This is a genomic window from Cryptosporangium sp. NPDC051539 (assembly GCF_044454545.1).
In the GTDB taxonomy this organism is placed as follows: domain Bacteria; phylum Actinomycetota; class Actinomycetes; order Mycobacteriales; family Cryptosporangiaceae; genus Cryptosporangium.
On the sequence record NZ_JBITDV010000004.1, the window covers coordinates 55,143 to 81,729 of the forward strand.

Below are 26,587 nucleotides of genomic sequence, written 5' to 3' on the forward strand. Positions count from 1 at the left end.
CCCCGCACCTGCTACCGGTGCCTGGTCACCGCCACGCCGACCAGCCCCGGCCCCACGTGCGCCCCCACCGTCGCGCCGACCTCCCCGGTCAGCACCCGCCCGATCCGCGGTATCCGCACGAACAGCTGCTCCCGCAACGCGTCGGCCCGCTCGGGTGCGGCCAGGTGCTGCACGATCAAGTCGGCGCCCCGCGAGCCCGCGGCCTCGACCGCGAGCTCCTGCAGCTTCGCCAGCGCCCGCTGCGACGTCCGCACCCGCTCCGCGATCACGATCTGACCGTCGTGCAGACGCAGAATCGGCTTCACCGACAGCGTCGTCCCGATCAGGGCGGCGGCCGCGCTGATCCGCCCGCCGCGCCGCAGGTGCTCCAGCGTGTCCACGTAGAACAGCAGCGACGTGCGGTGCACGGCGTCCAGCGCGGCGTCGCGGACCTGCTCCGGCGAGCCACCGGACTGGGCGGCCCCGGCCGCTTCGAGCACCGCCGCGCCCAGCCCCATCGCGATCGACCGGGAGTCCACCACCAGCACCGGCCCCGGCGCCGACGCGGCCGCCAGCAGCGCGGCCTCGTACGTGCCCGACAGCGCCGCCGACAGGTGGATCGACACCACCGCGTCGTACCCCCGCGAGAACGCCGCCCGGTACGCCTCGCCCAGCGAGTGCGGCGTGGCCCGGGACGTCGTCACCGGTCCGCGGCCCTGCTTCAACGCCACCGCGACGTCGGCGGAGCTGATGTCGACGCCCTCCCGCCCGGTCACGTCACCGATCGTGACGAACGTGGGCACCACCGTGATGTCGTACCGGGTGACCAGCTCCCGCGGAACGTCTGATGTGGAGTCCGTGACGACGGCGACGCGGGCAGCCATGCGCGAACCCTAACCCGCATCCGGCGCAGATGCCGAAGCGCCCGAAAAGTCCCTCAGCGACTCGTCGGGGACGACGTCAGCTCCTCGTCGGTGGCCGGTTCCGCGTCCGCGGCCGTCGACGGCTCGTCGTTCGCCGCCACGCCAGTCATCGGCCCCACGTTGTGCGCGTGCAGCCGCCAGCCCCGCGTCGACGACAGCCGCAGCTCCGTCCACCGGCAGTTACCCAGTGCCGACACCTGCGCCGCCACCTCGTCCGGCCACCCGGTCAGCGCCTGCACGGCCCGCCGGGCCGCACCGCCGTGGCACACGACGACGAGCGTCCCGTCCACGAGCCCGAGTGCGTCCGAGATCGCGGCCCCCATCCGGGCCACGACGTCAGCCGGCCGCTCGATCCCCGGGACGTCCGGCGTCTGACCGCGTTTCCAGACCGCGTACTCGGCCGGCCAGCCCTGTTCGAGCTCGGTGTGGGAGAGCCCCTCCCACGGACCGAACCCGGTCTCGCGCAGGCGGACGTCGACGCTCACCGGAAGCCCGGTCAGCGCACCCAGCGCGTCCGCGGTGCGCTTGGCCCGCTCCAGGTCGCTGGAGACGATCGCGTCCGGTCCTTCGGCCGCGAGCAGCGGCGCGGCCTGCAGCGCCTGCTGCACGCCGGTCGGGTCGAGCGGGACGTCGGTCTGGCCCTGGATCCGGCCGGTGGCGTTCCACTCGGTGCGGCCGTGGCGCCAGACCAGCACACGCCGTGCCGTCACTGCGGCTGACCGCTCTCGCCCCGCGCCGCCAGCGCCGCGTCCACGAACGGGATCGGCGGACAGTCCTTCCAGAGCCGTTCCAGCGAGTAGAACGAGCGCTCCTCGGCGTGCTGCACGTGCACCACGATGTCGACGTAGTCGAGCAGCACCCAGCGGCCCTCGCGCTCACCCTCACGGCGAACCGGCTTGGCCCCGAGGCTTAGCAGCTTCTCCTCCACCGAGTCGACGATGGCCGACACCTGACGCTCGTTCGGCGCCGACGCGATGACGAACGCGTCGGTGATGACGAGTTGCTCGCTGACGTCGAGAACCACGATGTCAGCGGCGAGCTTGTCGGAGGCGGCTTGGGCAGCGGCGAGCGCCAACTCGTTCGCGCGGGCGGAGACGGCCACGGCGGCCCCTTTCTGTCACTGGCAATTACCGCCTACCAGCCTCTCACGTCCCGGCGTGAGAGCCCATCCGGAGACCTCGGGCGCACGAAATGGGGCACCCGATATACCCGGGTGCCCCATTTCGGGAAGATTCAGCGCCGCGCGAGCTTGGCCAGCGCCGATCCGACGAACAGGTAGACGACCGCCGCGATCCCCCAGTTGACGAGGATCGCCTGGTCGCGATTCCGCATCCAGAACAGATTCTGGAACGGCGTGGTCAGCCACCGCCCGATGTCCATCACGAAGTCGACGATCATGTTCGTCTGATTCGCGTTGGCCAGCACGAAAAGGATTCCCAGGCAGATCACCAGCACCAAGGTGACGGTGATCGCCATCACGGCTCGACTAGCACTCCGCATTTCCGACACGCCCTTCTCTCTGAAGACGCTCTCGACGCGACTCGAGCTCTGATGGCTCGACGTGTCAGTTCCCGCTGATAACTGCGGGTGAAACATCCACAAGAGATTTCACGGCCGGTACAGACGCCGTTTCTCGATGTACTGGACCACCCCGTCGGGCACCAGGTACCAGACCGGCAGTCCCGCCCGGACCCGGTCCCGGCATCCGCTGGACGAGATCGCCATCGCCGGCACGTCGACCAGCGTCACGGTGTCCCGCGGCAGGTGCTCGTCCGACAACGTGTACCCGGGCCGGGTCACGCCGATGAAGTGCGCCAGCTCGAACAGCTCGTCGACGTCCTTCCAGGAGAGGATCGCCGACAGCGCGTCCGCACCGGTGATGAAGAACAGCTCGACGTCGGTGCCCCACGCGGCGACCAAGTCCCGCAACGTGTCGATCGTGTACGTCGGGCCGGGCCGGTCGACGTCCACCCGGCTGACCGAGAACCTAGGGTTGGACGCGGTCGCGATCACCGTCATCAGGTACCGGTCCTCGGCCGGGCTGACCGTGGAGTCTTCCTTCTGCCACGGATTCCCGGTCGGGACGAACACGACCTCGTCCAGTCCGAAGAGGCTGCCGACTTCGCTCGCCGCGACCAGGTGACCGTGATGAATCGGGTCGAACGTGCCACCCATGATCCCAATGCGCCGGGAAGAGCTCATCGGTAAATCTTCGCATCTCGACCACGAAGCCCCCACGAACTGGGAGCCGCGTCACTACTGACGCACGTGTCCGTCGCCCGTCACGAGGTAGGTGGTGCTGGTCATTTCCGGCAGCCCCATCGGCCCGCGCGCGTGCAGTTTCTGCGTCGAGATCCCGATCTCCGCGCCGAACCCGAACTCGCCCCCGTCGGTGAACCGGGTGGACGCGTTGACCATCACCGCGGCCGAGTCCAGCCGCGAGCTGAACCGCCGGACCGCCCGGACGTCACCGGACACGATCGCCTCGGTGTGCCCGCTTCCCCACCGCCGGATGTGCGCCACGGCGTCGTCGACCGTGTCGACGACCCGCACCGCGAGGTCGAGCGAGTTGTACTCGGTCTCCCAGTCCGCGTCGGTCGCCGGAACGGTCAGGTCGCCGGCCGCCACGAACCCGGCCGACGCCGAGTCCACGTGCAGGGTCACCCCGGCCTCGTGCAGGGCCGCCGCGACCACCGGCAGGAACGACGGCGCCACCGACGCGTGCACCAGCAGCGTCTCGGCCGCGTTGCACACGCTCGGCCGCTGCACCTTCGAGTTCAGCGTGATCGCGGTCGCCATCTCCAGGTCGGCGGCGGCGTCCACGTACACGTGGCAGTTCCCGGCCCCGGTCTCGATCACCGGCACGATCGAGTTCTCGACGACGTTCCTGATCAGCCCCGCGCCACCGCGCGGAATGATCACGTCGACCAGGCCGCGCGCCCGCATCAAGTGGGTGACCGACTCGCGGTCGACCCCCGGCACCAGCTGGATCGCGTCGGCGGGCAAGCCGGCCTTCGCGGCTGCTTCCGACAGCACCGCGACCAGGGCGACGTTCGAGTGATGGGCGGACGCCGAGCCGCGGAGCAGCACCGCGTTGCCACTCTTGACGCAGAGCCCGGCCGCGTCCACCGTGACGTTCGGCCGCGCCTCGTAGATGATGCCGATGACGCCCAGCGGCACCCGGATCTGCCGCACTTCGAGGCCGTTCGGCAGCGTGTAGCCCCGCACGACCTCACCGATCGGGTCGGGCAGGGCCGCCACGTCGCGCAGCCCCTGCGCCATTCCCTCGATCCGCGCCTCCGACAGGGCCAGCCGGTCGAGCATCCCCGACGCCAGCCCGGCCTCCCGACCGGCCGCGAGATCGCGCTCGTTGGCCGCCAGAATCGAAGCCGACGCGGCCACCAGCGCATCCGCCATCGCGTACAGAGCCGCGTCCTTCTCGGCCCTGGTGAACGGAGCCAGCTCCGCCGCCGCCACGCGCGCCCGGCCCGCGACCTCGCGGACCTCCTGCTCGGTAGTCATGTCAGACAACCTATCCCCGGTCCCAAGATTGTTCAACAATCTTCAGAGCAGCGCGAGATCGTCCCGGTGCACGACCTCCCGGCGGTACTTCGCCGAGACCGCGTCGGTCGACTTGCCCAGCAGCGGCGGCAGCTCCGACGCGTCGTAGGCGACCAGCCCCCGCGCGACCGCGACCCCCTCCGTCGACACCAGATCCACCGGATCCCCGGCCACGAAGTCTCCGGACACTCCGGTGACGCCCACCGAGAGCAACGACGCCCGGCGCGAGACCACCGCGGAAACGGCACCCTCGTCCAGCGTCAACCGGCCCCGTGGCGTCGTCGCGTGCCGCAGCCACAGCAGCCGGGTCGGCAGCCGCCGGCCGGTCGGCGCGAAGTACGTCCCGACGTCCTCACCGGCGAGCGCCCCCGCCGCGTGGCCCGCCGACGTCAGCACGACGTGCACGCCGGCCGACGTGGCGACCTGGGCCGCCGCCACCTTGCTGGCCATGCCGCCGGTGCCCACGCCCGACGCCCCGGTGGTGCCGGCCACCACGTCGGAAAGGTCGTCCGACGACAGCACCACCGGTACCAGCCGCGCACCGGGACGACGGGGATCCCCGTCGTAGAGCCCGTCGACGTCCGACAACAGCACCAGCGCGTCCGCGCGCAGCAGGTGCGCGACCAGCGCGGCGAGCCGGTCGTTGTCACCGAACCGGATCTCGTCGGTCGCCACCGCGTCGTTCTCGTTGACGATCGGCACGATGCCCAGATCCAGCAGCCGTTCGAAGTTCCGGTTCGCGTTCCGGTAGTGCGCCCGCCGGATCAGGTCGTCCGCGGTCAGCAGCACCTGCCCGACCGTCAGGCCGTACCGCTCGAACGACGCCGCGTACCGCGTCACCAGCAGCATCTGCCCGACGCTGGCACTGGCCTGCTGGGTCGCCAGATCGCGAGGCCGCCGGGCCAGCCCCAGCGGAGCCAGCCCCGCGGCGATCGCCCCGGACGAGACCAGCACGACCTGCGCCCCCGCCTTACGCCGCTCGGCGAGGACGTCCACCAGCGCGTCGATCCGGTCCGGCAGCAGCCCGCGGCCACGGTCGGTCAGCGACGACGACCCGATCTTGACGACGATCCGCTCCGCACCGGCGATCGCCGACCTCATCGATCGTCGCCGTAGTCGTAGGCCCCCCGCTCGCCGCCCGCGTCCGGGTCCTGACCCCGACGACGACGGCGCGCGAGCAGCCGGTCGGACGCACCGGGCCGGTCACTCAGCGCCAGCCGCGGGTCTTCACCACGACGGGTGAGCAGCACCTCGGCCGCGCCACCGAGCGTCGGCTCCCAGTCGAACGTCACGCCGCCGATCGTCACCGCGTCGCCGGCACTCGCGCCGACCTTGGCCAGTTCCATCTCGACGCCCAGCTTGGCCAGCCGGTCGGCGAGGTAACCGACGGCCTCGTCGTTCTGGAAGTCGGTCTGGCGCACCCAGCGCTCCGGCTTCACGCCGCGCACGACGTAGCCGCCCTCGTCGTCAGGTGTGACCGAGAACGGCGTCTCGTCGACGGCGACCGGCCGCAGCACGATCCGCGTCGGATCCGGCGCACCGCGCCGGGCCCGCTCTTCCTCCACGATCGCGGCCAGCGCGAACAGCAGCGGCTTGAGCCCTTCCCGCGTCACGGTCGAGATCTCGAACACCTGGTAACCCCGGGCGTCCAGGTCCGGACGGATGATCTCCGCGAGCTCGCGCCCGTGCGGCACGTCGACCTTGTTCAGCACGACCAGCCGCGGCCGGTCCTCCAGCCCGCCGTAGGCCGACAGTTCCGCTTCCAGGGCGTCGATGTCAGCCACCGGGTCGCGGCCCGGCTCCTCGGTCGCGGTGTCGACGACGTGCACCAGCACGGCCGTCCGCTCGATGTGCCGGAGGAACTCCAGGCCGAGCCCGCGACCGGTGGCCGCACCCGGAATCAGCCCGGGGACGTCGGCCATCGTGAACACGGTCTCGCCCGCGGTCACCACGCCCAGGTTCGGGACCAGCGTCGTGAACGGGTAGTCGGCGATCTTCGGCCGCGCCGCGGACACGACCGCGATCAGCGACGACTTGCCCGCGCTCGGGAACCCGACCAGGCCGACGTCGGCGACGCTCTTCAGCTCGAGCACGACGTCCTGGGTGTCACCCGGCTCGCCGAGCAGTGCGAAGCCCGGCGCCTTGCGCTTGGCGGTGGCCAGCGCCGCGTTGCCGAGGCCGCCGTGACCGCCGTGCGCGACGACGAACCGCGTGCCGGCGCCGGTCAGGTCAGCGAGGACCTCGCCGTCCTCACCGTGCACGACCGTGCCGTCGGGGACCTTCAGCTCCAGGTCGTCGCCGTTCGCGCCGTAGCGGTTGGCGCCCATGCCCGGGCGTCCGTTGGTAGCCTTGGCGTGCGGGCGGTAGTGGAAGTCCAGCAGCGTGTGCACGCCCGGGTCCACCACCAGGACGACGTCGCCGCCCTTGCCGCCGTTGCCGCCGTCGGGACCGCCGAGCGGCTTGAACTTCTCACGGTGCACGGAGGCACATCCGTGGCCGCCATCACCGGCGGTGACGTGCAGCACCACTCGGTCGACGAACGTCGCCACGGTGACTCCTCAGTCTGTTTGACCGGCCGTTCCGGCCGGGTCTTTCCACAACAACCGCCGATTCCGGCGTGCTGTTCCTGTCTTGACGCCGAGCCGCGACCACCGCCGGACGGCCCCGCCCGCACACGACGAAGGCGGGCCGGGAGACACCCCGACCCGCCTTCGACTGTCGTTACCCGGCGGGCTCAGGCCTCCGCCGGGACGATGCTGATCGTCTTGCGACCGCGCCTGGTGCCGAACGTCACCGCGCCCGGTGCCAGCGCGAACAGCGTGTCGTCGCCACCGCGGCCGACGAGGTCGCCCGGGTGGAAGTGGGTGCCGCGCTGGCGGACGATGATCTCGCCGGCCTTCACGACCTGACCGCCGAAGCGCTTCACACCCAGCCGCTGGGCGGCGGAGTCGCGCCCGTTACGGGAGGACGATGCGCCCTTCTTGTGTGCCATGTCGCTAAGCCCTACTTCCCGCTCTCGATCCCGGTGACCTTGATCTGGGTCAACGGCTGACGGTGACCCTGACGCTTGTGGTAACCGGTCTTGTTCTTGTACTTGTGGATCTTGATCTTGGGGCCCTTGGTGTGGGCCACGACCTCGCCGGAGATCGTGAAGGCCGCAAGCTTGGCCGCCTCGTGGGTGACGTTGACGTCGTCACCTTCACCGTCGACTACCAGCAGAGCCGGCAGGGTGATCGCGTCACCGGGCGCGCCCGTGATCTTCTCGACCTCGACGACGTCGCCGACCGCCACCTTGTACTGCTTGCCGCCGGTCTTGACGATGGCGTACATGAGACGCGGGTCTCCTGACTGCTCTGGAAGACAATGATCTGACTGCGTGCGTGTCTGGCTATCAAGCACAGTTGGCTTCGAGAGCACAGACAGCGGGGACGCGGCGAGCGCGCCATCCGAAAGACTACCGTACGGGCCGCGTGAACGACGAACCGAGGGTCGCCGCCCAGGTCGTGGGGGTGATCACTCGCTGTCGCCACCCTCCGGCGGGCCGGCCGGACGGGAGGCCGCCCGCCGGGTCCGCCGCGGGCGGCTGGTCGCGGCCGGCACCGACGCCGCCGGCACCGCCACCGGCCCGGGAGGCTCGGTCGCCGGTACCCCGTTGACGACCATCTGGTCCGCGGGCTTGCCCACGTCCACGACCTCGATGTCGTCGGTGTCGTCGACGGCGTAGGCGAGACCGGCGTCGTCGCGGGCGACGTCGTCCACGATCAGCGCCTCGGCCGTGACGTCCGCCTCGTCGTCCGCGAGCTCGATGTCGTCGTCGGCGTTCAGCGACAGGGTCCGGGAACTCGCGGCGTGGATCGCCGCCGCCGCGGCGACCGCGGGCGGCGCCGCCGGATCCGCGCCGCCGCCGCCCCGCTTCCGACGGCTCCGGCGGCCTTCCTTGACCTCGGCGACCGCCGGCTCGCTGTGCTGGTGACCGTTGTTGCCGCCGCTACCGCCGCCGCTCTGGCGTCCGATCAGCGGCTCGTTGTGGATGATGACCCCACGACCGCGGCAGACCTCACAGGTCTCGCTGAACGCCTCCAGCAGGCCCTGGCCGACCCGCTTCCGGGTCATCTGCACCAGGCCCAGCGACGTGACCTCGGCGACCTGGTGCTTGGTCCGGTCGCGGCCCAGGCACTCGGTCAACCGGCGCAGCACGAGGTCACGGTTGGCCTCGAGCACCATGTCGATGAAGTCGATGACGATGATGCCGCCGATGTCGCGCAGCCGCAGCTGCCGGACGATCTCCTCGGCCGCTTCCAGGTTGTTGCGGGTGACGGTCTCCTCGAGGTTCCCGCCCTGCCCGGTGAACTTGCCGGTGTTGACGTCGACGACCGTCATCGCCTCGGTGCGGTCGATCACCAGCGAACCACCGCTCGGCAGCCAGACCTTGCGGTCCAGCGCCTTCATGAGCTGGTCGTCGATGCGGTACGCGGAGAACACGTCGGTCTCGGCGGTGTGGTGCACCAGCCGCTCGGCGAGGTCGGGCGAGATGTCGCGGATGTACTCCTCGACCTCGGGCCACGCCTCGGTGCCGGAGACCACGAGCTGGGTGAAGTCTTCGTTGAAGACGTCCCGGATGACCCGGATCACCAGGTCGGGCTCGGCGTTGAGCAGGGTCGGAGCGCCACCCTTGGTGGCCTTCTCCTTGATCGCCTGCCACTGGGCCTCGAGCCGCTCCACGTCGTGGGTGAGCTCGGCCTCGCTGGCGCCCTCGGCCGCGGTGCGGATGATCACACCGGCGTTCTCGGGGACGATCTTCTTGAGGATGTCTTTCAGGCGCTTGCGCTCGGTGTCGGGGAGCTTGCGGCTGATACCGGTCATCTGTCCCTCGGGGACGTAGACCAGGAACCGGCCCGGGAGACTGACCTGGCTGGTCAGACGCGCACCCTTGTGCCCCATCGGGTCCTTGGTGACCTGCACCAGCACCGCGTCGCCGCTCTTCAGCGCGACCTCGATCTTGCGGGGGCGGCCCTCCATGCCGGCGGCGTCCCAGTTGACCTCACCGGCGTAGAGGACGGCGTTGCGGCCCTTGCCGATGTCGACGAACGCCGCCTCCATGCTCGGCAGCACGTTCTGCACGCGGCCCAGGTACACGTTGCCCGCGTACGCTGTCGAACTGGCCTTGGTGACGTAGTGCTCCACGAGGACGTCGTCCTCGAGCACCGCGATCTGGGTGCGGTCGCCGACCTGCCGGACGACCATCACACGCTCGACGGCCTCCCGGCGAGCCAGGAACTCGGCCTCGGTGAGCACCGGCGGACGGCGACGGTTGCTCTCCCGGCCCTCGCGGCGGCGCTGACGCTTCGCCTCCAGCCGGGTGGAGCCCTTGACGCCCTGGACCTCGTCTTCGATCGCGCGCGGCGGCGCGGCGGGCGCCGGCTGACGCACCTTGACGACGGTGTTCGGCGGGTCGTCGTTGCTCGTCTCGGCGTCACCGGCACCCCGGCGGCGACGACGGCGACGACGGCGGCTCCCCGAGCCACCCTCTTCGTCCTCGCCCTCGGCCGACGCGGCGGCCTCGTCCTCGGTCTCGTCGTCGTCGCTCTCGGTGGAGGCGGCGGGCTCGTCGTCCTCGGCCTCGGCCGAGTCGTCGGCGTCGGAGGCGTCTCCGGTCTCACCGCCGTTCTCGCCCCGGCCCCGGCCGCGGCCACGGCGCCCACGGCGGCGACGGCGGCGGGCGTCCTCGCCGTTCTCGTCCTCCTCCTCGCCGTCGACGTCGGTCTCGGCCGCGAGGTCCTCGGCCTCGGCGGACTCCTCGTCTTCCTCGGCGGACGCTTCGACCACGGGCTCGACCGGCCGGACCGGAGCGGTGACGGGCTCCGGAGCCATGAACGTGATCATCGGAGCCGGTGCACGCCGGACCCGGGTGCGGTGCGTCGACGGCTCCTCGGCCTCCGTGCCCTCCGCCACCCCGAACGGCGAGGCCGCCCGCTCCTCGCGCTCGGCGGGGGTGTCTTCGGCCGGCGACTGCTGCTCGGCGGGCTCGGCCGGAACCGACGCGACGGTGTCCTGGCTGCTGCTCTCGGCCGCACGGCTGGTCGACGAGCGGCGGCGGCGACGTGAGGACGGCGCCTCGCCCGCGTCGGTGGCGGCGGCGAAGGCCGCGCTGTCGGTGGCGAGTTCCGTCGCGGACGCGACCGGCTCGGCGGTCGGGCCGTCTGCGACCGGGCGGTCCGGGGCGGAGTTGGCCGCGGCGGGGCCGGCGGCGGCAGCCGTCTCCGGTGCGAGCGCGTCGGCGTCCGCGCTGCGGCGACGGCGGCGAGCGCGCGGGGCGGTGACCTCGACCGCGACGTTCGGCGGAGTGGGGTCTTCCCGCTGCGGCCCCTGGTCGCCTGCGGCTTCGCCCGCCGACGGTGCCGGGGCGGGCGTCTCGGGGGCGCTCTCGCCCGCCGGTCCGCTCGCCGGGGTGGTTTCGGCCTCCGGGTCGGCCGTGCGGCGGCGCGAGCGGGTCGCGCGGCGGCGAGGCGCCGGTTCGGCCTCGGGTGCCCCCTCGGCCCCGCCGGTTGCAGCCCCGCCGGTCTCGGCGGTGGCGCCCGTCGCCGCGGCGACGCCCGGTGTGGCGTCCGCAGAGGTCTGTTCTGTCGTGGGGTCGGCCGGCGGACCGGCCGCCCGCCGTGCCGCGCGTCGCCGAGGGCGAGTCGCGGGCTCGGAAGCGGTACCGGCAGTGCCGGCGGTATCGGTGCTATTCGCGCTATCGGTGGTCGATCCGGTCAGGGTTTCCCCTGCCGTACCGGCCCCGGTGGGCTCGTTTTCGAGCATCCGGGCAAGTCTCCCGTCCGCCCCCGGGCGCGTGTCCGCGGCCACTCAGGGGCGTGTCGTATTTGTGCTGTCACGCGGTAACCAGGTGGACCGGCGACCGCTGAGTCTCTTCACTGCACGCCGGTCAGGTCGGCGCTCCGATGACGGCCCCGCCACGGTCGGCGTCGAGCGGATCGACGATCCGGCCCTCGGCGGTGAGCGCGCCCTGCGCCAGACGTGTGGCTCGGGGTGGCGCTGCGAACTCCGCCGGGTCCAGATCGGCGCTGGCAACGACGTGGCGCAGACCGGTCAGGAAGTCATCGGGTCGTACGGCGGGTGTCGAATGCCGCACAACACAAGTGATTATCGCACAGGGGCTGCCGTCGACAGCCGTGGACACTCCCGGCCGGCCTCCGGTGACCCCCGTGGAGGGGTCGGTTCCCGTCTCTGCGGCTGCGCTCACCTCCCCCGTCACCACCGCGCTGACCAGCGCGGATCGCACGTCGATCGTGCGCAGGCCGGACTTGGTGCGTCGCTCCACCGGCACCGTTTCGGCGGCCAGCAGCGCGGTCACCGCCGACTGCGCCTGAGACGGGTCTACCCCGGGAAGAGCGATCTCCCACTCGGAAGCGTCGATTCGCTCCGGAAGTGACCCTCCGGTGGAGGCCACCGCGTCCAGCAGGTCGAGGCCCGGAGGCAGCGCCCGGTCGAGCGCGACCCGCAGCTGCTCGACGTCGACCTCGCGGTCGAGGCCGATCTCCAGGTACTCCGCCTCGCTCGCGACGCCGGTCGGCGACGCACCCACGTACGAGACCTTGGGATGCGGGCTGAAGCCGGCCGAGTACGCCATCGGGACGTCCGCGCGGCGCAGGGCGCGCTCGAACGCGCGCGCGAAGTCGCGGTGGGACGTGAATCGCAGGCGGGACCGCTTCGCGTACCGGAAGCGGACTCGCTGGACGACCGGGGGCGGCGGAGGGCCGTCGGGCATTCGCGACATCAGGTGTTAACTACCGTAAGCGGGAGAAGTCGTTTACCAGTGGGGCCAATCTGGATCTCGGTGTCCATCGTGGGACAAACGCCACAGTCGAAGCACGGCGTCCACCGGCAGTCGTCCTGCTCGACCGAGTCGAGCGCGTCCTGCCAGTCGGCCCAGAGCCACTCCTTGTCCAGCCCGGAGTCGAGGTGGTCCCAGGGCAGGACCTCGAGCTCCTCGCGCTCACGGGTCGTGAACCACGCGAGCGAGACGCCGAGCGGTTCGAGCTCGGCCTTGGCCGCGTCGACCCAGCGCTCGTAGGAGAAGTGCTCGTGCCAGCCGTCGAACCGGCCACCTTCCTCCCAGACCCGCCGGATGACCCGGCCGACCCGCCGGTCTCCCCGCGACAGCAGCCCTTCGATCAGCGACGGCTTGCCGTCGTGGTAGCGGTAACCGATCGCCTTGCCGAGGCCGCGGTCGGCGTTGATGGCCTGCCGCAGCTTCCGCAGCCGGTCGTCGACGACGTCCGGGTCTTCCTGGGCGGCCCACTGGAACGGGGTGTGCGGCTTCGGCACGAACCCGCCGATGCTCACCGTGCAGCGGATGTCCTTGCGGCCCGCGGCCTGGCGTCCGGCGCGGATGACGTCGTGCGCCATCGCCGCGATCTCGAGGACGTCCTCGTCGGTCTCGGTCGGGAGCCCGCACATGAAGTACAGCTTCACCTGCGTCCAGCCGGCCGAGTACGCCGCCGTGACCGTACGGATCAGGTCGTCCTTGGAGACCATCTTGTTGATGACGCGGCGCAGACGCTCGCTGCCGCCCTCGGGTGCGAACGTGAGGCCGGAGCGGCGCCCGTTGCGGGAGAGCTCGTTGGCCAGGTCGATGTTGAACGCGTCGACGCGGGTCGACGGCAGGCTCAGCGACGTGTTCGTGCCCTCGTACCGGTCGGCCAGGTCCTTGGTGAGCTCGCCGATCTCGGTGTGGTCGGCCGAGCTCAGGCTGAGCAGGCCGACCTCCTGGAAGCCGGTGGCCTTCAGCGAGGCGTCGATCATGTCGCCGATGCCGGTGATCGAGCGCTCGCGGACCGGGCGGGTGATCATCCCGGCCTGGCAGAACCGGCAGCCGCGGGTGCAGCCACGGAAAATCTCGACGCTGGCCCGCTCGTGCACGGTCTCGGCCAGCGGCACCAGCGGCTGCTTCGGGTACGGCCAGGCGTCGAGGTCCATCGTCGTGCGCTTACGGATCCGGAACGGGACGTCGGCCCGGTTCGGCACGACCCGCTGGATGCGCCCGTCGGGCAGGTAGTCGACGTCGTAGAAGCGCGGGACGTAGACGGCCTCGGTGCGGGCCAGGCGCAGCAGCACCTCGTCCCGCCCGCCGGGGCAGCCCTCGGCCTTCCAGTCGCGGATGACGTCGGTCATCTCGTTGACGGCCTCTTCGCCGTCGCCCAGGACGGCCGCGTCGATGAAGTCGGCGATCGGCTCGGGGTTGAACGCGGCGTGGCCGCCGGCCAGGACGATCGGGTCGTCCACGGTGCGGTCTCCGGCGCTGAGCGGGATTCCGGCGAGATCCAGGGCCGTGAGCAGGTTCGTGTAGCCGAGTTCGGTAGCGAAGCTGACGCCGAGGACGTCGAACGCCTTGACCGGGCGGTGGGCGTCGACCGTGAACTGGGGGACCCGGTGCTCGCGCATGAGCTTCTCGAGGTCGGGCCAGACCGAGTACGTGCGCTCGGCGAGGGCGTCGGGGCGCTCGTTGAGGATCTCGTACAGGATCTGGATGCCCTGGTTGGGCAGGCCGACCTCGTAGGCGTCCGGGTACATCAGGGCCCACCGGACCGGGTGGGCGTCCCAGTCCTTGATCGTGGAGTTCAGCTCGCCCCCAACGTACTGGATGGGCTTCTGCACGGACGGCAGGAGCTCTTCGAGGCGAGGGAAGACCGACTGAACGCTCATAGTGCGTCCCAGGGTACTGGGGCGCCCGCGGCGGGCATGACCGCCGTCACGTCGTTACCGGGATGACGACTGCCATCTGGATCGTTACAGTTAGCAGTGAGCGCAGACAGCGTTCAGAGATCAAGGAGTGTCGACATGTTTTCCTCCGGAACCACCGCGACCACGCTCGTGCGTGCACGGTCGGCCCGGCACGCCCGGGACGCCTGGTCCCGTCTCGTCGACGAGAAGGGCGAGCGCCGCGCATTCGCGGAGCTGGCTTCGTACGCCGGCGGCTCGGACGCCGCCGTTCACACGCTCAGCCGGCACGGCATCGAGACCGACCTCGACTGATACCAGCCGCCCCTCGGAGCGCTGCCACCGTAGACAGCCGAAGGCCCATAGCGAAGAGGCTATGGGCCTTTTTCGTGCCTCCTCGCGGGGCGCGGCCTACGGGGTGGTGAACGTGTTGTCACCGTCGGCCGGAGTGGCCCCGCCGGGGGTGACCAGGACCGGCGACGGCGAGGGCGAGATCGAGATCTTCACCTTGACGCCGTTGTTCTCCGGTGCCGGGGCGCCGCGGAGCGGGATGCCCACCACCGCGCCGATCAGGCACGACACGACGGCGATCACCAGTCCGGCCGCGACGAGGCCGAGGAGCATCGGTTTCGTGAACGCGTTCTGGACCTGGCCTTCCGGGGCCGGGTCCGGGGGCTGCAGGGAGGCGCCGCGGGGCTGGTCCGGCGTCCAGCCGCGGGGAACCTCGCCGGTGGAGTTCCAACCCACCGGCCCGATCGGCCCGCTGACCGGAGCCACGGTGACCGGCGCGGCCGCCCCCACCGACGCGGCACCACTCACCGGTGCGGCCCCGCTCACCGGTGCGGCTCCGTACACGGGCGCGGCACCACTCACCGGGGCCGCGGCCCCGTACACCGGGGCCGCTCCGCTCACCGGCGCGGCGCCGTACACCGGGGCCGCTCCGCTCACGGGCGCGGCGCCGTACACCGGCGCGGCACCACTCACCGGCGCGGCGCCGTAGACCGGCGCGGCTCCGCCCGCGAGCGCAGGGGCTCCGTAGACGTGGGCCGGCGGGACCGCCGCGTACCCGGGGCTCGCGCCGCCGACCGCGGCCGTCCCCTGCACCGGGATCGCACCGGTGGTCCGGCGCGGAGGCCGGGCCGCCGGGGCCCGGACCGCCTCGCGGTCGCCGGTCTCCCGGTCGGACGGCCGCTCCCGCCTCGGCCGTGGCACCGACGCGCTGCCGGCAGGCGGCCCGGACGCCCGGCGATGCCACTCCGGGTCGATGTCTCCGGTCCCCCACTCACCCTCGTCCGATTCGTACCGGGGCCGCCGCCCCCGCTCCCCGTGGGCGTCCTCGTCGTCGTAGTAGGGCTCGGGGTCGTAATAGGGCTCGGGCTCGTCGTGGTAGGCCTCCTGCCGGGCCCGCTCGGCGGCCTCCTGCGCCTCCCGCGCCCGCCGGGCCGCGGCCCGGCCACCCTCCACCGGCCGCACCGACTCGCCCCGCTCCTCCGCGCTCCCCCGCTCGTACCGGTCTTCGGGGCCCGCCGGTTCGGGCCGGTTCCGGCGCCCGCCGCCGCGGCGCTCGCCGCTCGGATCCGGCCGGCCGGGCCCGTCCGTGCTCCGCGGCTCCCGCCCCTCACCGTGCCGGTTCTCACGCCCGCCCCCGCGGCGGTCGTCGTACCGGTCGGCGTAGCGATCGTCCCGGGATTCCCCGGGCGCGGCTTCCGGGTAGGCGTCCGGCTGCTCGTAGCGACCGTCCGGCTCCGGGTCACCGGGCAGGTCGGTGGGGCCGAGCACGGAGTGACCGGCCGTGTGCAGGTAGTCCAGGTAGTAGTCGCCGTCGTCCGGACGACGCCCGCGCTCGTCCGGACGATTGCGCCGCTGCTCGATCCGCTGGACGAGCCCGGTGCGCCCGGCCGGCCCCCCGGGGTCGTCCCGCTCCTCCGGGCGGCCACCCGCCCCTGCGTCGCCCTCGTCCGCGACCGCGCCCACGCCCGCCGCGCGGACGCCACCGGCACCTTGGTCGGCCGACCACGAAACAGACCGCAGGTACGACGGACCCTGCGCCGGGTCTGGCGGGTGCTCGCCGGTCATGACCATCCTTGCTGTCCGGGTGCTGCGGGAGACGACTACAGCGTTCTTTGTTACCCCCTTGGCCAAAGTAAAGGCCGCCGTTATGCACAGCGCATGGTCCCTCGGGCTCCGCTTGGCTCCGCTGAAAAGGTAGTCCCGCCCACCCGATCGGCCGCATTTACGCACTCCCCGCTACCGGACCGCCACCTTCCACTGTGGTGGGCAGGCCGTCGGGCCCCCGGCGTCCGGCCGTGTGAGGATCAACGCATGGGCCGAACTGTCGCATTCGTGCTGGGCGGTGGCGGCGTCCTCGGCGCCGTCGAGGTCGGCATGATCCGGGCGCTCTACGACGCCGGCATCCACCCCGACCACGTGGTCGGCACGTCGATCGGCGCGCTCAACGGCGTCGTGCTCGCGGCCTCGCCGCCCGAGGAGACCACCGAGCGCCTCACCGAACTCTGGGCCTCCCCGGCGGCCCGCGAGGTCTTCCGCGCCTCGATGGCCCGCCAGGTCGGCCAACTCGTGCGTACCGGCACGCACGCGCACTCCGCCGCCCCGCTCCGGAACCTGCTGAAACCGCTGGAAGGGCTCCTCTTCGAAGATCTCCGCATCCCCTTCCAGTGCTGCGCCGCGTCGATCGAGCGGGCTGCCGAGCAGTGGTTCGAGTCCGGCCCGCTGATCGACGCGGTACTGGCCTCCTGCGCGGTCCCCGGCCTGCTCCCGCCGGTCCGGATAGGCGACGAGCACTACCTTGATGGAGGGTTGGTGAACAGCATTCCGGTCGGGCGCGCGATCGAGCTCGGTGCCGATCTGGTCTTCGTACTCCAGGTCGGCCGGATCGAGCGGCCGCTGCGAGCCCCGAGCAAGCCCTGGGAGGTGGCGATGGTGTCGTTCGAGATCGCCCGCAGACATCGGTTCGCTCGTGACATGGCGTCACTGCCCGAGGACATCGAGGTCCACGTCCTCCCCACCGGGATGCAGGAACCCGAGCCGAACAACCTCCTGGCCTACCGATCGTTCAACCTGATCGGCCGCCGGATCGACCGTGCCCACGACGCCAGCGCCGAATACCTCTCCCAGCACGGGCTCACCTGAGAGATGCCGATCCCCCGCTGGGTCCGCCGCGTCGTCATCGCGCCCGCCGCGGTCTGCGTCCTCTCCGGTCTGCTGATCACGATGCCGGTCTGGCTCCTGGTCGTCGGCCTGGTCTCGATCGGCCTCAAGGGACGCCGCCGCCTGCTGCGCGTCGTCTGGCTGGTCACGCTCTACTGCGTGCTGGAACTCACGCTCCTGCTGGAGTTGTTCGGGCTCTGGCTGGCCGCGGGCTGCAGCGCGAAACGCGTCCGCAATCCGTCGTTCCAGCTCCGGCACTACCGGCTCGTCGCCTGGGTGCTGAACGTCGCCTACCGGCAGGCGGGACGCTTCCTCAAGCTGAACGTCGTCACCGACGGGCCGGACCCCGACGCGCATCCCGGCCGCCCGCTGATCGTCCTGTGCCGTCACGCCGGGCCCGGAGACTCGTTCCTGCTGACGAACGCCCTGGTCAACAAGTACGAGCGCGAGCCCAGGATCGTCCTCAAAGACACCATGCAGTGGGATCCGGCGATCGACGTTCTGCTCAACCGGCTGCCGAGCCGGTTCATCTCGCCGAACCCCGGAGCCGAAGGCGACGCGGTCGAGGACCAGATCGCCGCGCTGGCCACCGGACTGGACGAGAACGACGCGTTCGTCATCTTCCCCGAGGGGGGAAACTTCACCCCGGGCCGCCGCACGAAGATCATCGAGAGCCTGAAACGCAAGGGCCTGCACTCGGCCGCCCGACGGGCCGAGAAGATGATCCACGTCCTGGCCCCGCGCCCCGGTGGCGTGGTGTCGGCGTTCGAGGCGGCCCCGGAGAACGCCGACGTGCTGCTCGTCGCCCACACCGGCCTCGACCACCTGCTGACCGTCGCCGACGTGTGGCGCGAGTTGCCCATGGACAAGACGATCACGATGCGGTTCTGGCTGGTCCCGGCGGCGGAAGTGCCCCGGGGGAACCCGCAGCGACAGGTGGAATGGCTGTACCACTGGTGGGAGGAGATCGACGACTGGATCGAGCAACATCATCCCGCGACCAACCGGCCCTGACGAGTACGGTCGTCGGGTGACCTCCGATACCGTGTCCTCGCTCGCCGACGAACTGCTCGAGCTGGTCTGTACGTCGGATCCGCTGGGGGCCTCGCTCCTCGGCCTTCCCGGCTACGACGACGGTCTGGCCGACCTGTCGGCGGCGGCGGAGGCCCGGTACGGCGACCTGTTCGCCCAGCTGGGCGATCGCGCGGCCGCCCTCGACGAGGCGGCCCTCTCCGAGACCGACCGGCAGACCCGCGACTTCGTCGTGCACCTGGCGAAGACGACCAGGGAGCTCGCCGACCTGCACACGGTCGAGTGGACGATCACCGACATCTTCGTGGCTCCGGCCGCGCAGCTGATCGACCTGCTGCCCCGGATCCCGCTGCTCACGCCGGAGAAGACCGCCGGGTTCCTGGCCCGCCTCGGCCTGTTCCCGACGTACTTCGCCCAGGTCGCCGACCGGCACCGCGAGGGTCTGGCCGCCGGGCGGCGTCCGGTCGCGTCGCTGGTGCAGGCCGCGATCAACCACCTCGACCGCGTCCTCGCCGACGAGAACCTGTCCGGCCTGCGGGTCGCCGGCGGCCCCGGCGTCGCCGACCCCGACGCGTTCGCCGCCGAGCGAGACCGGTTGCTCTCCGAGGCCGTCGTACCGGCGATAACGACCTACCGCGCCGTGCTCGCGGACGAGATGCTGGCCGCCGGCCGCCCGGACGACCAGGCCGGCGTCCGGTACCTGCCGGGCGGTGCCGAGATCTACGCGACGCTCGCCCGCAAGCACACGTCCACGAACCGGACGCCCGAGGAGCTGCACGCCGTCGGGCTGCAGATCATCAGCGCGCTGGAGTCCGAGTACCGCGAGGTCGGGCAGCGGGTGTTCGGCACCACTGACCTCGGGGAGATCTTCACCCGGCTGCGCACCGACCCGTCGCTCCGCTACGCCGACAGCGACGAGATGCTCGCGCAGGCCCGGGCCGCCGTCGACCGGGCCTGGGAGGAAGCACGGAACTGGTTCGGGCGCCGCCCGTCCACCGAGTGCGTGGTCGAGCCGGTACCGGCGGCCTCGGCGCCCGGCGCGCCGCCCGCGTACTACCTGCCGGGCGCGATCGACGGATCGCGCCGGGGCACCTACTTCCTGAACACGTACGCGCCGACCGAGCGCTTCCGGCACACCGCCGAGACGGTCGCGTTCCACGAGGCGGTGCCGGGCCACCACTTCCAGATCTCGATCGCGCAGGAGCTCACCGAGCTCCCGCTGGTGCGCCGGCTGCTGAACGACACCGCCTACGCCGAGGGCTGGGGCCTGTACTGCGAGCGGCTCGCCGACGAGATGGGGCTGTACTCGGACGACATCGCGCGGCTGGGCATGCTCACCGCCGACTCGTGGCGGGCCGCACGCCTGGTCGTGGACACCGGGATCCACTCGCAGGGGTGGTCGCGCGGCGAAGCGCTCGACTGGATCCGGACGCACACGCCGCTGTCCGATCAGGAGACCGCCACCGAGATCGACCGGTACATCGCCTATCCCGGCCAGGCACTGTCGTACATGGTCGGACGCCTGGAACTGCAGGCGCTGCGGGCCCGCGCGGCGAAGGAACAGGGTGACGCGTTCGACCTCAAGGCCTTCCACGACGTGGTGCTGGGTTCCGGTTCGCTGCCCCTGGCCGTGCTCGGAGACGTGGTCGACCGCTGGCTCAACCGCAGCCGGTAGGACCACGCGGCGGACGGCCGAGCGCCGCCCGCCGCGGTCGGTCACAGTGCGTTGATCGCTCGGCCGAGCAGGGCGAGCTTTTCGGTGTACTGCACCGGGTAGGTCCCGGCCGGGTCGGCCGCCCGGTCGGCGTCGATGTAGCGGTAGCCCAGGTTCGAGTGCACGACCACGATGTAGGACTTGAACGGCTTGCCGGGCAGCGACTTCACGATGCCCGCGTCGTTCCCCGAGGTGTCCGCGAGCCCGGTCTTGTGCGCGAACGTCACGGTCGCCGCCGCGTCACACGGCCGGACGTCCTGCCCGTAGTAGCGACCGGCAACGGTCACGGTGCCGTCGGCCGGGTTGATCCAGCGTGCGGGCGTCTTCTGCGGAATTCCCTGCGCCGGATACTCCCGGCCGCAGTAGTTCGTCGTCGACAGCACCTGGTTGAGCCCCTGATCCGCGAGCTTGCCCCGGAGGTAGGAGCGGGACGTACCGCTCAGCGCCGCCGCGGTGACTTTGGCCCCGCCGGGCGTCTTCCACAGCGTCCCCGGCGCCCCGTTGACGATGAGCAGCAGCTTCGCGGTGTCGATCGCGCTCATCGTGACCGGGTTGCCCCAGGTGCCACCGGTGTTCGGGTTGGTGCCCTTCAGGCGCAGCGTCGGCAGGCCGAGGTCGACGAACTCCTGGTTGAGCCCGTCGATCTTGGCGCGGTCGTGCAGCAGTTTGATCAGTGCGCAGGCGGATGGGTTCGACGACACCGTGATCATCTCGTCGAAGAGCTGCTCGATCGTCGTCGCCGAGCGGGCTCCCCCGCAGAGTGAGCTCGGCGTCCCGACCGGCGTGTAGGTGTACGTGTCCTTGAGCGTCAGCTCGCCGGCGTCGATCATCCGCAGGATCCCGAACGCGACCATCAGCTTGAGCGTCGACGCCGGGTACGGCGACATGAAGTCGATCGGCGCGCTCTCCCGCCCGGGCACGACGTCGGTCGTCCCCTGGCCGTTGTTGTCGTCCCAGGTCGCGTCGTCCCACTGCCGCCACCGCACCTGGTCGGTGAACAGGTTCGCGTCCAGCGCGACGACCTTGCCGTTCGGGTACTGCGGGCTGAGCAGGACGTCCGCCGCCGCGACCGGCCGGCCGGACCGGTCCAGCTTGATCACGCTCGCGTCGAGCTGGGGTGTCTGGTGGATCGGCTCCGCGGCGGCCAGGGTCTTGACCGTCCCGCTCTTCTCCTCACTCGGCGCCAGCTCCGTGCGGTAGAGCTGGGCCGCCGCGGCCGAGTCCGGCGGAGTGGTGTCGAGCACCTGCGCGAACTGCTGCCCGTCGACCGCCCTCTGCAGACCGGCCGCGAGCGCGGCGTCCGCTGCGGTCGAGCGTGCGGCGCTCGTCTCGGCGGCCGCGGCCCCGGAGGCGCTGCTCACCGCCGCTCCGACCAACGCCACCCCGAGTGCACCGGCCACGAGCCGGTTCCACTTCTGCTTCCGCATGCACGCCTCCTCCGAAATGGACGACGATCGTCCACTAGGAATTGAGGCGCGAACCAGCGCTCCGGTTGCAGATCTAAGGATTTGTTAAGAGTCGATCAGAGTTGCGTCCAGCAGTAGAGGTGGTGATCGGCGTCGGCCGAGCCGCAGAGGCGTCGCAACTCGTCCGTGATCTCGAGCAACGCGTCCTCGTCGACGTCGCCGCCGCCGACCCCGTCCTCCAGTTCTTCGCCGACCGCGTCGCCCCAGAGCGCGACGGCGTCCTCCCACTCCAGCTCGGGATCACCGTCCGCGCCCTTGATCGTGGAGACCACGAAGTCGTCGATCACCGTCACCCAGGGCCCCGCGTCACCGCCGTCGTAGACGAACTCGCCGCCGGAATCGCCGAGCAACCGAGCGAACGACCGCATGCTCAGCACTTCGATCAGCGCGAGCAGCACCACCGACGGATCGACGCCGGGCAGCTCGACCGCCTCCCCGGCCGGCAGCTGACTGACCGGGGATTTGGCCAGGTCGAGCGCGCTGATGCGGTCGGGCGAAGCGACGAAGTATTCGTAATCGGCGGCCACGCACCCACTCTACGGGCCGGTCAGGCCACCCTTACCGGGTAGCGACGCGGTACCGGTGCACCGCGAGGGGCACGCAGACCACGAGCAACCCGACCGACCAGCAGAGTGACGCCACCACCGGATGATCCAGCGGAATCGAGTGGGCGTGGGGCGGCACCGGGTTGCCGAACAGCGTCCGGGCCGCGGCCACCGTCGACGCGACCGGGTTCCACTCGGCGACCGGCCGTAACCAGCCCGGCAGACCGGAGGCCGGTACGAACGTGTTCGCGAGGAACGTCAGCGGAAACACCCACGCGAACGTCGCGTTGTCGGCCACCGTGACGGTCCGGGCGAGCAACCCGATGTAGGTACCGATCCACAGCATCGCCGCCGCCAGGAGCAGCAGCAGCACGTATCCGCCCGCGGCGCGGGCCACGTCGGTGTGGATCCGCCACCCGACCGCGTACCCGAGCCCGCTCATGATCAGCAGGCCGAGCCCGGACTGCAGCAGGATCGCCAGCACGTGACCGGACAGCGCGGCCGAGCGGGCCATCGGCAGCGACTTGAGCCGGTCGAGGAACCCGGTCGTCCGGTCGGTGGCGACCGCGACCGCCATGACCGTGCACGTCATCGCCATCGCCTGGCCGAAGATGCCCGGCATCAGGAACTCTCGGTAGTTCCCGCCGCCCGGCAGCACGATCGCGCTGCCGAACACGTAGGCGAACAGCACGACCAGCACCACCGGCAGCACCAGCCCGGCCGCCAGCTCCTCCGGCACCCGGACGGCGTGCAGCACGTGACGCCCGACCACGGCCCGGGTGTCGGCCAGCACCCGCCTCACTTCGTCACCGCCAGGAACACGTCGTCGAGCGTGGCGTCGGCCGACACCGTGGCCTTGAGCTCGGCCGGCGTGCCCTCCGCGACGATGCGGCCGCGGTCGATCACCGCGACCCGGCCGGCCAGCCGGTCGGCCTCTTCGAGGTACTGGGTGCACAGCAGCACGGTGGTGCCCCCGCCGACCAGTTCGCGGATGAAGTCCCACATCACGGTCCGGTTCCGCGGGTCGAGGCCGGTGGTCGGCTCGTCCAGGAACAGCACCTCGGGCGTGACGAGCAGGCTCGCGGCCAGGTCGAGCCGTCGCCGGGTGCCGCCCGAGTACGCGCGCACCAGCTTGTCGGCGACCTCGCCGAGGTCGAACCGTTCGATCAGCACGTCGGCCCGCCGCCTGGCCTGCCGGCGGGACAGCTGCGACAGCTGCCCGACCAGGCGCAGGTTGGCCCGCCCGGTCAGCATCTCGTCCACGGCCGCGTACTGGCCGGCCAGCCCGATGCGATGCCGCACCTGGTCGGCCTGGGTGACGACGTCGAAGCCGGCGACGGTCGCGCGGCCCGCGTCCGGGCGCAGCAGCGTGGTCAGCACCTTGATCGTCGTCGACTTCCCGGCTCCGTTCGGGCCGAGCAACGCGTACACGGTGCCGGCCGGAACCGAGAGATCGATCCCGTCCAGCGCTTGCACGCGCCCGAAGCGCTTGGCGAGCGCCTCGGTGTGGATCACGTCCATGACAGCCTCCTTAACAACGTTCAATTTAACGACGTTAAGGATGGCTCTAACGTTGTTAAGCTGTCAACCATGGCTCTGGACCGCGCTGTGCTCGTGCGAACCGCCGTTCGGTTGATCGACGAGGGCGGCCTGGACTCGCTCACCCTCCGCCGGCTCGCGGCCGAGCTCGGCGTCCAGGCGCCGGCGCTCTACTGGCACTTCACGAACAAACGCGAACTTCTGGACGCGGTGGCCGAGCACCTCGCCCAGGAACAGCGGTCCGCGTTCGCGAGCGCACCCGCCGAGGGGCAGCCCTGGTGGGAGTGGCTCGAGCAGCGCACGCTCGAGGCCCGCGCCGGGATGCTCGCCCACCGCGACAGCGCGCTGGTCGCGGCAGGCAACCGCCCCACGCCCGACGCCCTGCCCGACACCGAGGCACTGCTGCGCTCGCTGACGTCGGTCGGGCTGGCGCCGGCCGACGCGCTGATGTTCGTGCTGGCCAGCGGCTACTACCTGATCGGCGGAGTGCTCGAACGGCAGTTGTCGGCGGCCAGGGACTCCGGCGAGTCCGACCGGGACACGTTCGACCTGATGGCGGACGCGGACCAGTACCCGCAACTGGCCGCGGCGATGGCCGGGTTCGCCACGATGCTCGGCGGATCGCTCGAGGACGGCGCTGACGTCGACCCCGGGGAGGCGCAGAGCGCGATCGACGACGAGGTGTTCCGATTCGGCCTCGGGCTGATGATCGACGGCCTCCGCGCCCGCCTGTCGCGATCTTGACTGCGCCGCGGGACAGCATCGATACGCTGACGACTCCTCATCACGGGAGTGACTGCTGATGCAGCCTGGCCAGCCTTACGGTCCGAGCGGGACCCCTCACCCGGGTTCGCCCGCGCACCCGGGGCCCTACCCGCCCGCCGCGGCGCACCCGTACTCCGCACCGCCGGCGCAGTACGCGGCCACACCGTACGCGGCCAACCCCTACGGAGCCCCGCCGCACGGGCCCGCGCCGTACGGAGCCGCGCCGCACGGGGCCGTGCCCTACGGGGCCGCGCCGTTCGGGGCCCCACCGCTGCCACCTGGCGCGGCCGTGGGCGCGTACCCCGGCTATCCCGTGCCGCCGCACCTGATCGGGACGCCGCCGCCGGCCGGCCTCCGGGTCGTCCGCAAGCCGAAGACCACCGGCACGATCGCGTTACCGCTGGTGGCGATCGTGCTGATCGCACTGGTCTGCCCCTCGCTGCCCTGGTTCGACACCGGCAACGACAGCGCGTCGCTCTGGGACCTGATGAAGTCGGTCTACAAGAACGACCTCAACGACGGCTGGACCGCGGCGTACATCGGGTTCGTCTGGATCCCGCTGGCGATCAACGCGTTCCTGCTGGCGATGGCGGCGACCACCGACGCCAAGGGCTGGAAGATCACGTACGCGATCCTGTTCGCGATCGGAACGATCGGGCTCGTGCTGGTACTGGCGACCACCACGCTCGTGTACACCTCGGTCCGCAATCAGCAGACCGGTGGTTCCAGCAGCAGCGGGGGCGTGACCGCCGGGATCGTCCTACTGGTCATCTGGGTCGTGTTCTCGATCGGGATCTGCGTGGCCCTGTTCACCCTGCGCGGCCTGGCGTACCGGATCCCGGTCGGGCTGTTCCTGCTCGGCGCCGCGATCCTGCACGCGGCCACCGTGGCGAACATCGGCGGCGACTACGTCGACGCCGAGCCCTGGGCGTACATCGCCTCGATCGGCTACGTCCTCGCCGCCGTCGGAGCGTTCATCGGCCCCCGGTACGTGCGGTACTACGCGATCGCGTAAACCCCGGAACAGCAGCAGGAACGCTCCTCCGGCGAGCAGCCCCCAGAACGCGGCGCCGATGCCGGCCAGCGTCACGCCCGAGCCGGTGACGACGAACGTGACGATGGCGGCTTCGCGGCCGCCCGCCACCGACGACGCCGACGACAGCGCGCTGGTCAGCGCCGATGCCAGTGCGGCCAGCAGCGCCAGCCCGGCGACCGCCTCGATCAGCACCGGCGGGGCCAGCACGACCAGCGCGGTCGCCAGCCCCGACCCGAGCCCCAGCACCGCCAGACCGCTGCCCGCGGTGACCGACGCGATCCAGCGCCGCTGCGGGTCCGGGTGCGCGTCCGGACCGGCGGCCAGGGCCGCCGTGATCGCCGCCAGGTTGACGGCATGCCCGCCGAACGGGGCACCGGCCGCGCTCGCCAGCCCGGTCGCGACCAGCGCGGACCGCAGCGGAGGCCGGTAGCCGTAGGTCGCGAGCACGGTCATCCCCGGCACGTTCTGCCCCGCCATCGTGACGAGGAACAGCGGGATCGCGATGCTCACGATCGCGGTCAGGCTGAACACCGGCGCGGTGAACGTCACTTCCGGCCGCAGAGCGGCGTCCAGACCCTGGTCGTAACGGGTGATGGCGACGCCGGCCGCCGCCACCACCAGTGCCGCGGGCACGGCCCAGGCGCGGGCGAACCGGGTGAGCAGCGCCCACACCGCGATGACCGGGAGCGCCAGCCACGGCGTCTCGACGACCGCCCGCACCGGTGACAGGCAGAGGTCGAGCAGCACGCCGGCCAGCATCGCGCTGGCGACCGGCGCCGGGATCGCCGCGATCCACCGGGCCAGCGGCCCGAACAGCCCCGCGATCACGACGAGCACGGCCGCGGCCAGGAACGCCCCGACCGCCACGGCGAAGCCGCCCGGCTGCACACCGGTCGAGACCAGCAGCGCGGCGCCCGGGGTCGACCAGGCGATCGCGATCGGCATCCGGTAGCGCAGGCCGAGCACGGCCGCGACGACACCGCTGGCCACGCACACCGTGAGCAAACCGGAGGCGGCTTGCCCGGGATCCGCGCCGACCGCGCGGAGACCGGCGATGACCACCGCGAACGAGCTGGAGAACCCGACCAGCGCGGTCACGATCCCGGCGAGCACCGGCTGCATTGGTTCCATATATGGAA

Annotated in this window: 23 protein-coding genes and 1 pseudogene; 5 read left to right on the forward strand and 19 right to left on the reverse strand. The window is 71.6% G+C overall.

Annotation, left to right across the window (positions count from 1 at the left end; all coding sequences use genetic code 11):
* Positions 1-11: 11 nt before the first annotated feature.
* The 13 genes from ACIBZJ_RS13890 to ACIBZJ_RS13950 form a co-directional block, all read right to left on the reverse strand.
* Positions 12-863 (reverse strand): DegV family protein, encoded by an 852-nt coding sequence (locus ACIBZJ_RS13890; RefSeq protein ID WP_395929232.1) that lies wholly within the window; start codon positions 861-863, stop codon positions 12-14.
* Positions 864-916: 53 nt separating this feature from the next.
* Positions 917-1,612: a histidine phosphatase family protein gene (locus tag ACIBZJ_RS13895; protein WP_395929234.1), complete on the reverse strand. Its 696-nt coding sequence runs from the start codon at positions 1,610-1,612 to the stop codon at positions 917-919.
* Entirely contained in the window at positions 1,609-2,004 is a 396-nt protein-coding gene (rsfS, locus tag ACIBZJ_RS13900) for a ribosome silencing factor (protein ID WP_395929236.1), read from the reverse strand. The genes ACIBZJ_RS13895 and rsfS overlap by 4 nt, the downstream gene beginning before the upstream one ends.
* 131 nt (positions 2,005-2,135) lie before the next feature.
* On the reverse strand, positions 2,136-2,378 hold the full coding sequence (locus ACIBZJ_RS13905) for a hypothetical protein (protein ID WP_395929238.1): 243 nt from the start codon (positions 2,376-2,378) through the stop codon (positions 2,136-2,138).
* Positions 2,379-2,510: 132 nt separating this feature from the next.
* Positions 2,511-3,104 carry a nicotinate-nucleotide adenylyltransferase gene (nadD, locus tag ACIBZJ_RS13910; RefSeq protein WP_395929240.1) on the reverse strand — a complete coding sequence of 198 codons (594 nt, stop codon included), beginning with the start codon at positions 3,102-3,104 and terminating at the stop codon, positions 2,511-2,513.
* Positions 3,105-3,158: 54 nt separating this feature from the next.
* Positions 3,159-4,424 (reverse strand): glutamate-5-semialdehyde dehydrogenase, encoded by a 1,266-nt coding sequence (locus tag ACIBZJ_RS13915; protein WP_395929242.1) that lies wholly within the window; start codon positions 4,422-4,424, stop codon positions 3,159-3,161.
* A 42-nt stretch (positions 4,425-4,466) separates the two neighbouring features.
* Positions 4,467-5,564 (reverse strand): glutamate 5-kinase, encoded by a 1,098-nt coding sequence (proB, locus tag ACIBZJ_RS13920; RefSeq protein WP_395929244.1) that lies wholly within the window; start codon positions 5,562-5,564, stop codon positions 4,467-4,469.
* Entirely contained in the window at positions 5,561-7,012 is a 1,452-nt protein-coding gene (gene obgE / locus ACIBZJ_RS13925; RefSeq protein ID WP_395929246.1) for a GTPase ObgE, read from the reverse strand. Before obgE ends, proB begins: the two co-directional genes overlap by 4 nt.
* A gap of 185 nt (positions 7,013-7,197) precedes the next feature.
* Entirely contained in the window at positions 7,198-7,455 is a 258-nt protein-coding gene (rpmA, locus tag ACIBZJ_RS13930) for a 50S ribosomal protein L27 (RefSeq protein ID WP_395929248.1), read from the reverse strand.
* A gap of 11 nt (positions 7,456-7,466) precedes the next feature.
* On the reverse strand, positions 7,467-7,793 hold the full coding sequence (gene rplU, locus ACIBZJ_RS13935) for a 50S ribosomal protein L21 (protein ID WP_395929250.1): 327 nt from the start codon (positions 7,791-7,793) through the stop codon (positions 7,467-7,469).
* 183 nt (positions 7,794-7,976) lie between these two features.
* Complete coding sequence (locus ACIBZJ_RS13940; RefSeq protein ID WP_395929252.1) at positions 7,977-11,264, reverse strand: Rne/Rng family ribonuclease; 3,288 nt, start codon at positions 11,262-11,264, stop codon at positions 7,977-7,979.
* A gap of 124 nt (positions 11,265-11,388) precedes the next feature.
* Positions 11,389-12,240, reverse strand: a complete 852-nt coding sequence (locus ACIBZJ_RS13945) for a TIGR03936 family radical SAM-associated protein (protein WP_395929255.1) — start codon at positions 12,238-12,240, stop codon at positions 11,389-11,391.
* Positions 12,240-14,168 carry a TIGR03960 family B12-binding radical SAM protein gene (locus ACIBZJ_RS13950; protein ID WP_395929258.1) on the reverse strand — a complete coding sequence of 643 codons (1,929 nt, stop codon included), beginning with the start codon at positions 14,166-14,168 and terminating at the stop codon, positions 12,240-12,242. The genes ACIBZJ_RS13945 and ACIBZJ_RS13950 overlap by 1 nt, the downstream gene beginning before the upstream one ends.
* A 135-nt stretch (positions 14,169-14,303) precedes the next feature.
* Between ACIBZJ_RS13950 and ACIBZJ_RS13955 the strand changes: the two genes are divergently transcribed.
* Complete coding sequence (locus ACIBZJ_RS13955) at positions 14,304-14,498, forward strand: hypothetical protein (RefSeq protein ID WP_395929260.1); 195 nt, start codon at positions 14,304-14,306, stop codon at positions 14,496-14,498.
* A gap of 96 nt (positions 14,499-14,594) precedes the next feature.
* On the opposite strand, the gene ACIBZJ_RS13960 is transcribed toward ACIBZJ_RS13955, so the two are convergent.
* Positions 14,595-16,259: a hypothetical protein gene (locus ACIBZJ_RS13960; protein WP_395929262.1), complete on the reverse strand. Its 1,665-nt coding sequence runs from the start codon at positions 16,257-16,259 to the stop codon at positions 14,595-14,597.
* Between the two features lie 246 nt (positions 16,260-16,505).
* On the opposite strand from ACIBZJ_RS13960, the gene ACIBZJ_RS13965 reads away from it, so the two are divergent.
* Genes ACIBZJ_RS13965 through ACIBZJ_RS13975 form a run of 3 tightly spaced genes read left to right on the forward strand, consistent with a single transcriptional unit; the run spans position 16,506 to position 20,058 of the window.
* Complete coding sequence (locus tag ACIBZJ_RS13965; protein ID WP_395929263.1) at positions 16,506-17,333, forward strand: patatin-like phospholipase family protein; 828 nt, start codon at positions 16,506-16,508, stop codon at positions 17,331-17,333.
* 3 nt (positions 17,334-17,336) lie between these two features.
* Positions 17,337-18,365: a 1-acyl-sn-glycerol-3-phosphate acyltransferase gene (locus tag ACIBZJ_RS13970; protein WP_395929265.1), complete on the forward strand. Its 1,029-nt coding sequence runs from the start codon at positions 17,337-17,339 to the stop codon at positions 18,363-18,365.
* 16 nt (positions 18,366-18,381) lie between these two features.
* Positions 18,382-20,058, forward strand: a complete 1,677-nt coding sequence (locus ACIBZJ_RS13975; protein ID WP_395929267.1) for a DUF885 domain-containing protein — start codon at positions 18,382-18,384, stop codon at positions 20,056-20,058.
* Between the two features lie 41 nt (positions 20,059-20,099).
* Here the strand turns inward: ACIBZJ_RS13975 and ACIBZJ_RS13980 are convergent, their stop codons facing one another.
* The 4 genes and pseudogenes from ACIBZJ_RS13980 to ACIBZJ_RS13995 form a co-directional block, all read right to left on the reverse strand.
* A complete protein-coding gene (locus tag ACIBZJ_RS13980) occupies positions 20,100-21,524 on the reverse strand; it encodes a serine hydrolase (RefSeq protein WP_395929269.1) in 1,425 nt (474 codons plus the stop codon).
* A gap of 95 nt (positions 21,525-21,619) precedes the next feature.
* The gene (locus tag ACIBZJ_RS13985; RefSeq protein WP_395929271.1) at positions 21,620-22,090 is read right to left on the reverse strand and encodes a hypothetical protein; all 471 of its coding nucleotides are present in this window, start codon (positions 22,088-22,090) and stop codon (positions 21,620-21,622) included.
* A gap of 31 nt (positions 22,091-22,121) precedes the next feature.
* Complete coding sequence (locus ACIBZJ_RS13990; RefSeq protein WP_395929273.1) at positions 22,122-22,910, reverse strand: ABC transporter permease; 789 nt, start codon at positions 22,908-22,910, stop codon at positions 22,122-22,124.
* Between the two features lie 35 nt (positions 22,911-22,945).
* A pseudogene (locus ACIBZJ_RS13995) lies at positions 22,946-23,629 on the reverse strand (ATP-binding cassette domain-containing protein); the annotation flags it as partial.
* Positions 23,630-23,698: 69 nt separating this feature from the next.
* Between ACIBZJ_RS13995 and ACIBZJ_RS14000 the strand changes: the two are divergent.
* Positions 23,699-24,391, forward strand: a complete 693-nt coding sequence (locus ACIBZJ_RS14000) for a TetR/AcrR family transcriptional regulator C-terminal domain-containing protein (RefSeq protein WP_395929275.1) — start codon at positions 23,699-23,701, stop codon at positions 24,389-24,391.
* 781 nt (positions 24,392-25,172) lie between these two features.
* Here ACIBZJ_RS14000 and ACIBZJ_RS14005 read toward each other — a convergent pair.
* Positions 25,173-26,579 (reverse strand): benzoate/H(+) symporter BenE family transporter, encoded by a 1,407-nt coding sequence (locus ACIBZJ_RS14005; protein WP_395929277.1) that lies wholly within the window; start codon positions 26,577-26,579, stop codon positions 25,173-25,175.
* Positions 26,580-26,587: the final 8 nt, after the last annotated feature.

Coding starts and splice junctions, on each gene's coding strand:
- ACIBZJ_RS13890 (WP_395929232.1), bottom strand. CDS start 863: ATGGCTGCCCGCGTCGCCGTCGTCACGGACTCCACATCAGACGTTCCG.
- ACIBZJ_RS13905 (WP_395929238.1), bottom strand. CDS start 2,378: ATGGCGATCACCGTCACCTTGGTGCTGGTGATCTGCCTGGGAATCCTT.
- nadD (WP_395929240.1), bottom strand. CDS start 3,104: ATGAGCTCTTCCCGGCGCATTGGGATCATGGGTGGCACGTTCGACCCG.
- ACIBZJ_RS13915 (WP_395929242.1), bottom strand. CDS start 4,424: ATGACTACCGAGCAGGAGGTCCGCGAGGTCGCGGGCCGGGCGCGCGTG.
- proB (WP_395929244.1), bottom strand. CDS start 5,564: ATGAGGTCGGCGATCGCCGGTGCGGAGCGGATCGTCGTCAAGATCGGG.
- rpmA (WP_395929248.1), bottom strand. CDS start 7,455: ATGGCACACAAGAAGGGCGCATCGTCCTCCCGTAACGGGCGCGACTCC.
- rplU (WP_395929250.1), bottom strand. CDS start 7,793: ATGTACGCCATCGTCAAGACCGGCGGCAAGCAGTACAAGGTGGCGGTC.
- ACIBZJ_RS13940 (WP_395929252.1), bottom strand. CDS start 11,264: ATGCTCGAAAACGAGCCCACCGGGGCCGGTACGGCAGGGGAAACCCTG.
- ACIBZJ_RS13945 (WP_395929255.1), bottom strand. CDS start 12,240: ATGTCGCGAATGCCCGACGGCCCTCCGCCGCCCCCGGTCGTCCAGCGA.
- ACIBZJ_RS13950 (WP_395929258.1), bottom strand. CDS start 14,168: ATGAGCGTTCAGTCGGTCTTCCCTCGCCTCGAAGAGCTCCTGCCGTCC.
- ACIBZJ_RS13955 (WP_395929260.1), top strand. CDS start 14,304: ATGTTTTCCTCCGGAACCACCGCGACCACGCTCGTGCGTGCACGGTCG.
- ACIBZJ_RS13960 (WP_395929262.1), bottom strand. CDS start 16,259: ATGACCGGCGAGCACCCGCCAGACCCGGCGCAGGGTCCGTCGTACCTG.
- ACIBZJ_RS13965 (WP_395929263.1), top strand. CDS start 16,506: ATGGGCCGAACTGTCGCATTCGTGCTGGGCGGTGGCGGCGTCCTCGGC.
- ACIBZJ_RS13970 (WP_395929265.1), top strand. CDS start 17,337: ATGCCGATCCCCCGCTGGGTCCGCCGCGTCGTCATCGCGCCCGCCGCG.
- ACIBZJ_RS13980 (WP_395929269.1), bottom strand. CDS start 21,524: ATGCGGAAGCAGAAGTGGAACCGGCTCGTGGCCGGTGCACTCGGGGTG.
- ACIBZJ_RS14000 (WP_395929275.1), top strand. CDS start 23,699: ATGGCTCTGGACCGCGCTGTGCTCGTGCGAACCGCCGTTCGGTTGATC.
- ACIBZJ_RS14005 (WP_395929277.1), bottom strand. CDS start 26,579: ATGGAACCAATGCAGCCGGTGCTCGCCGGGATCGTGACCGCGCTGGTC.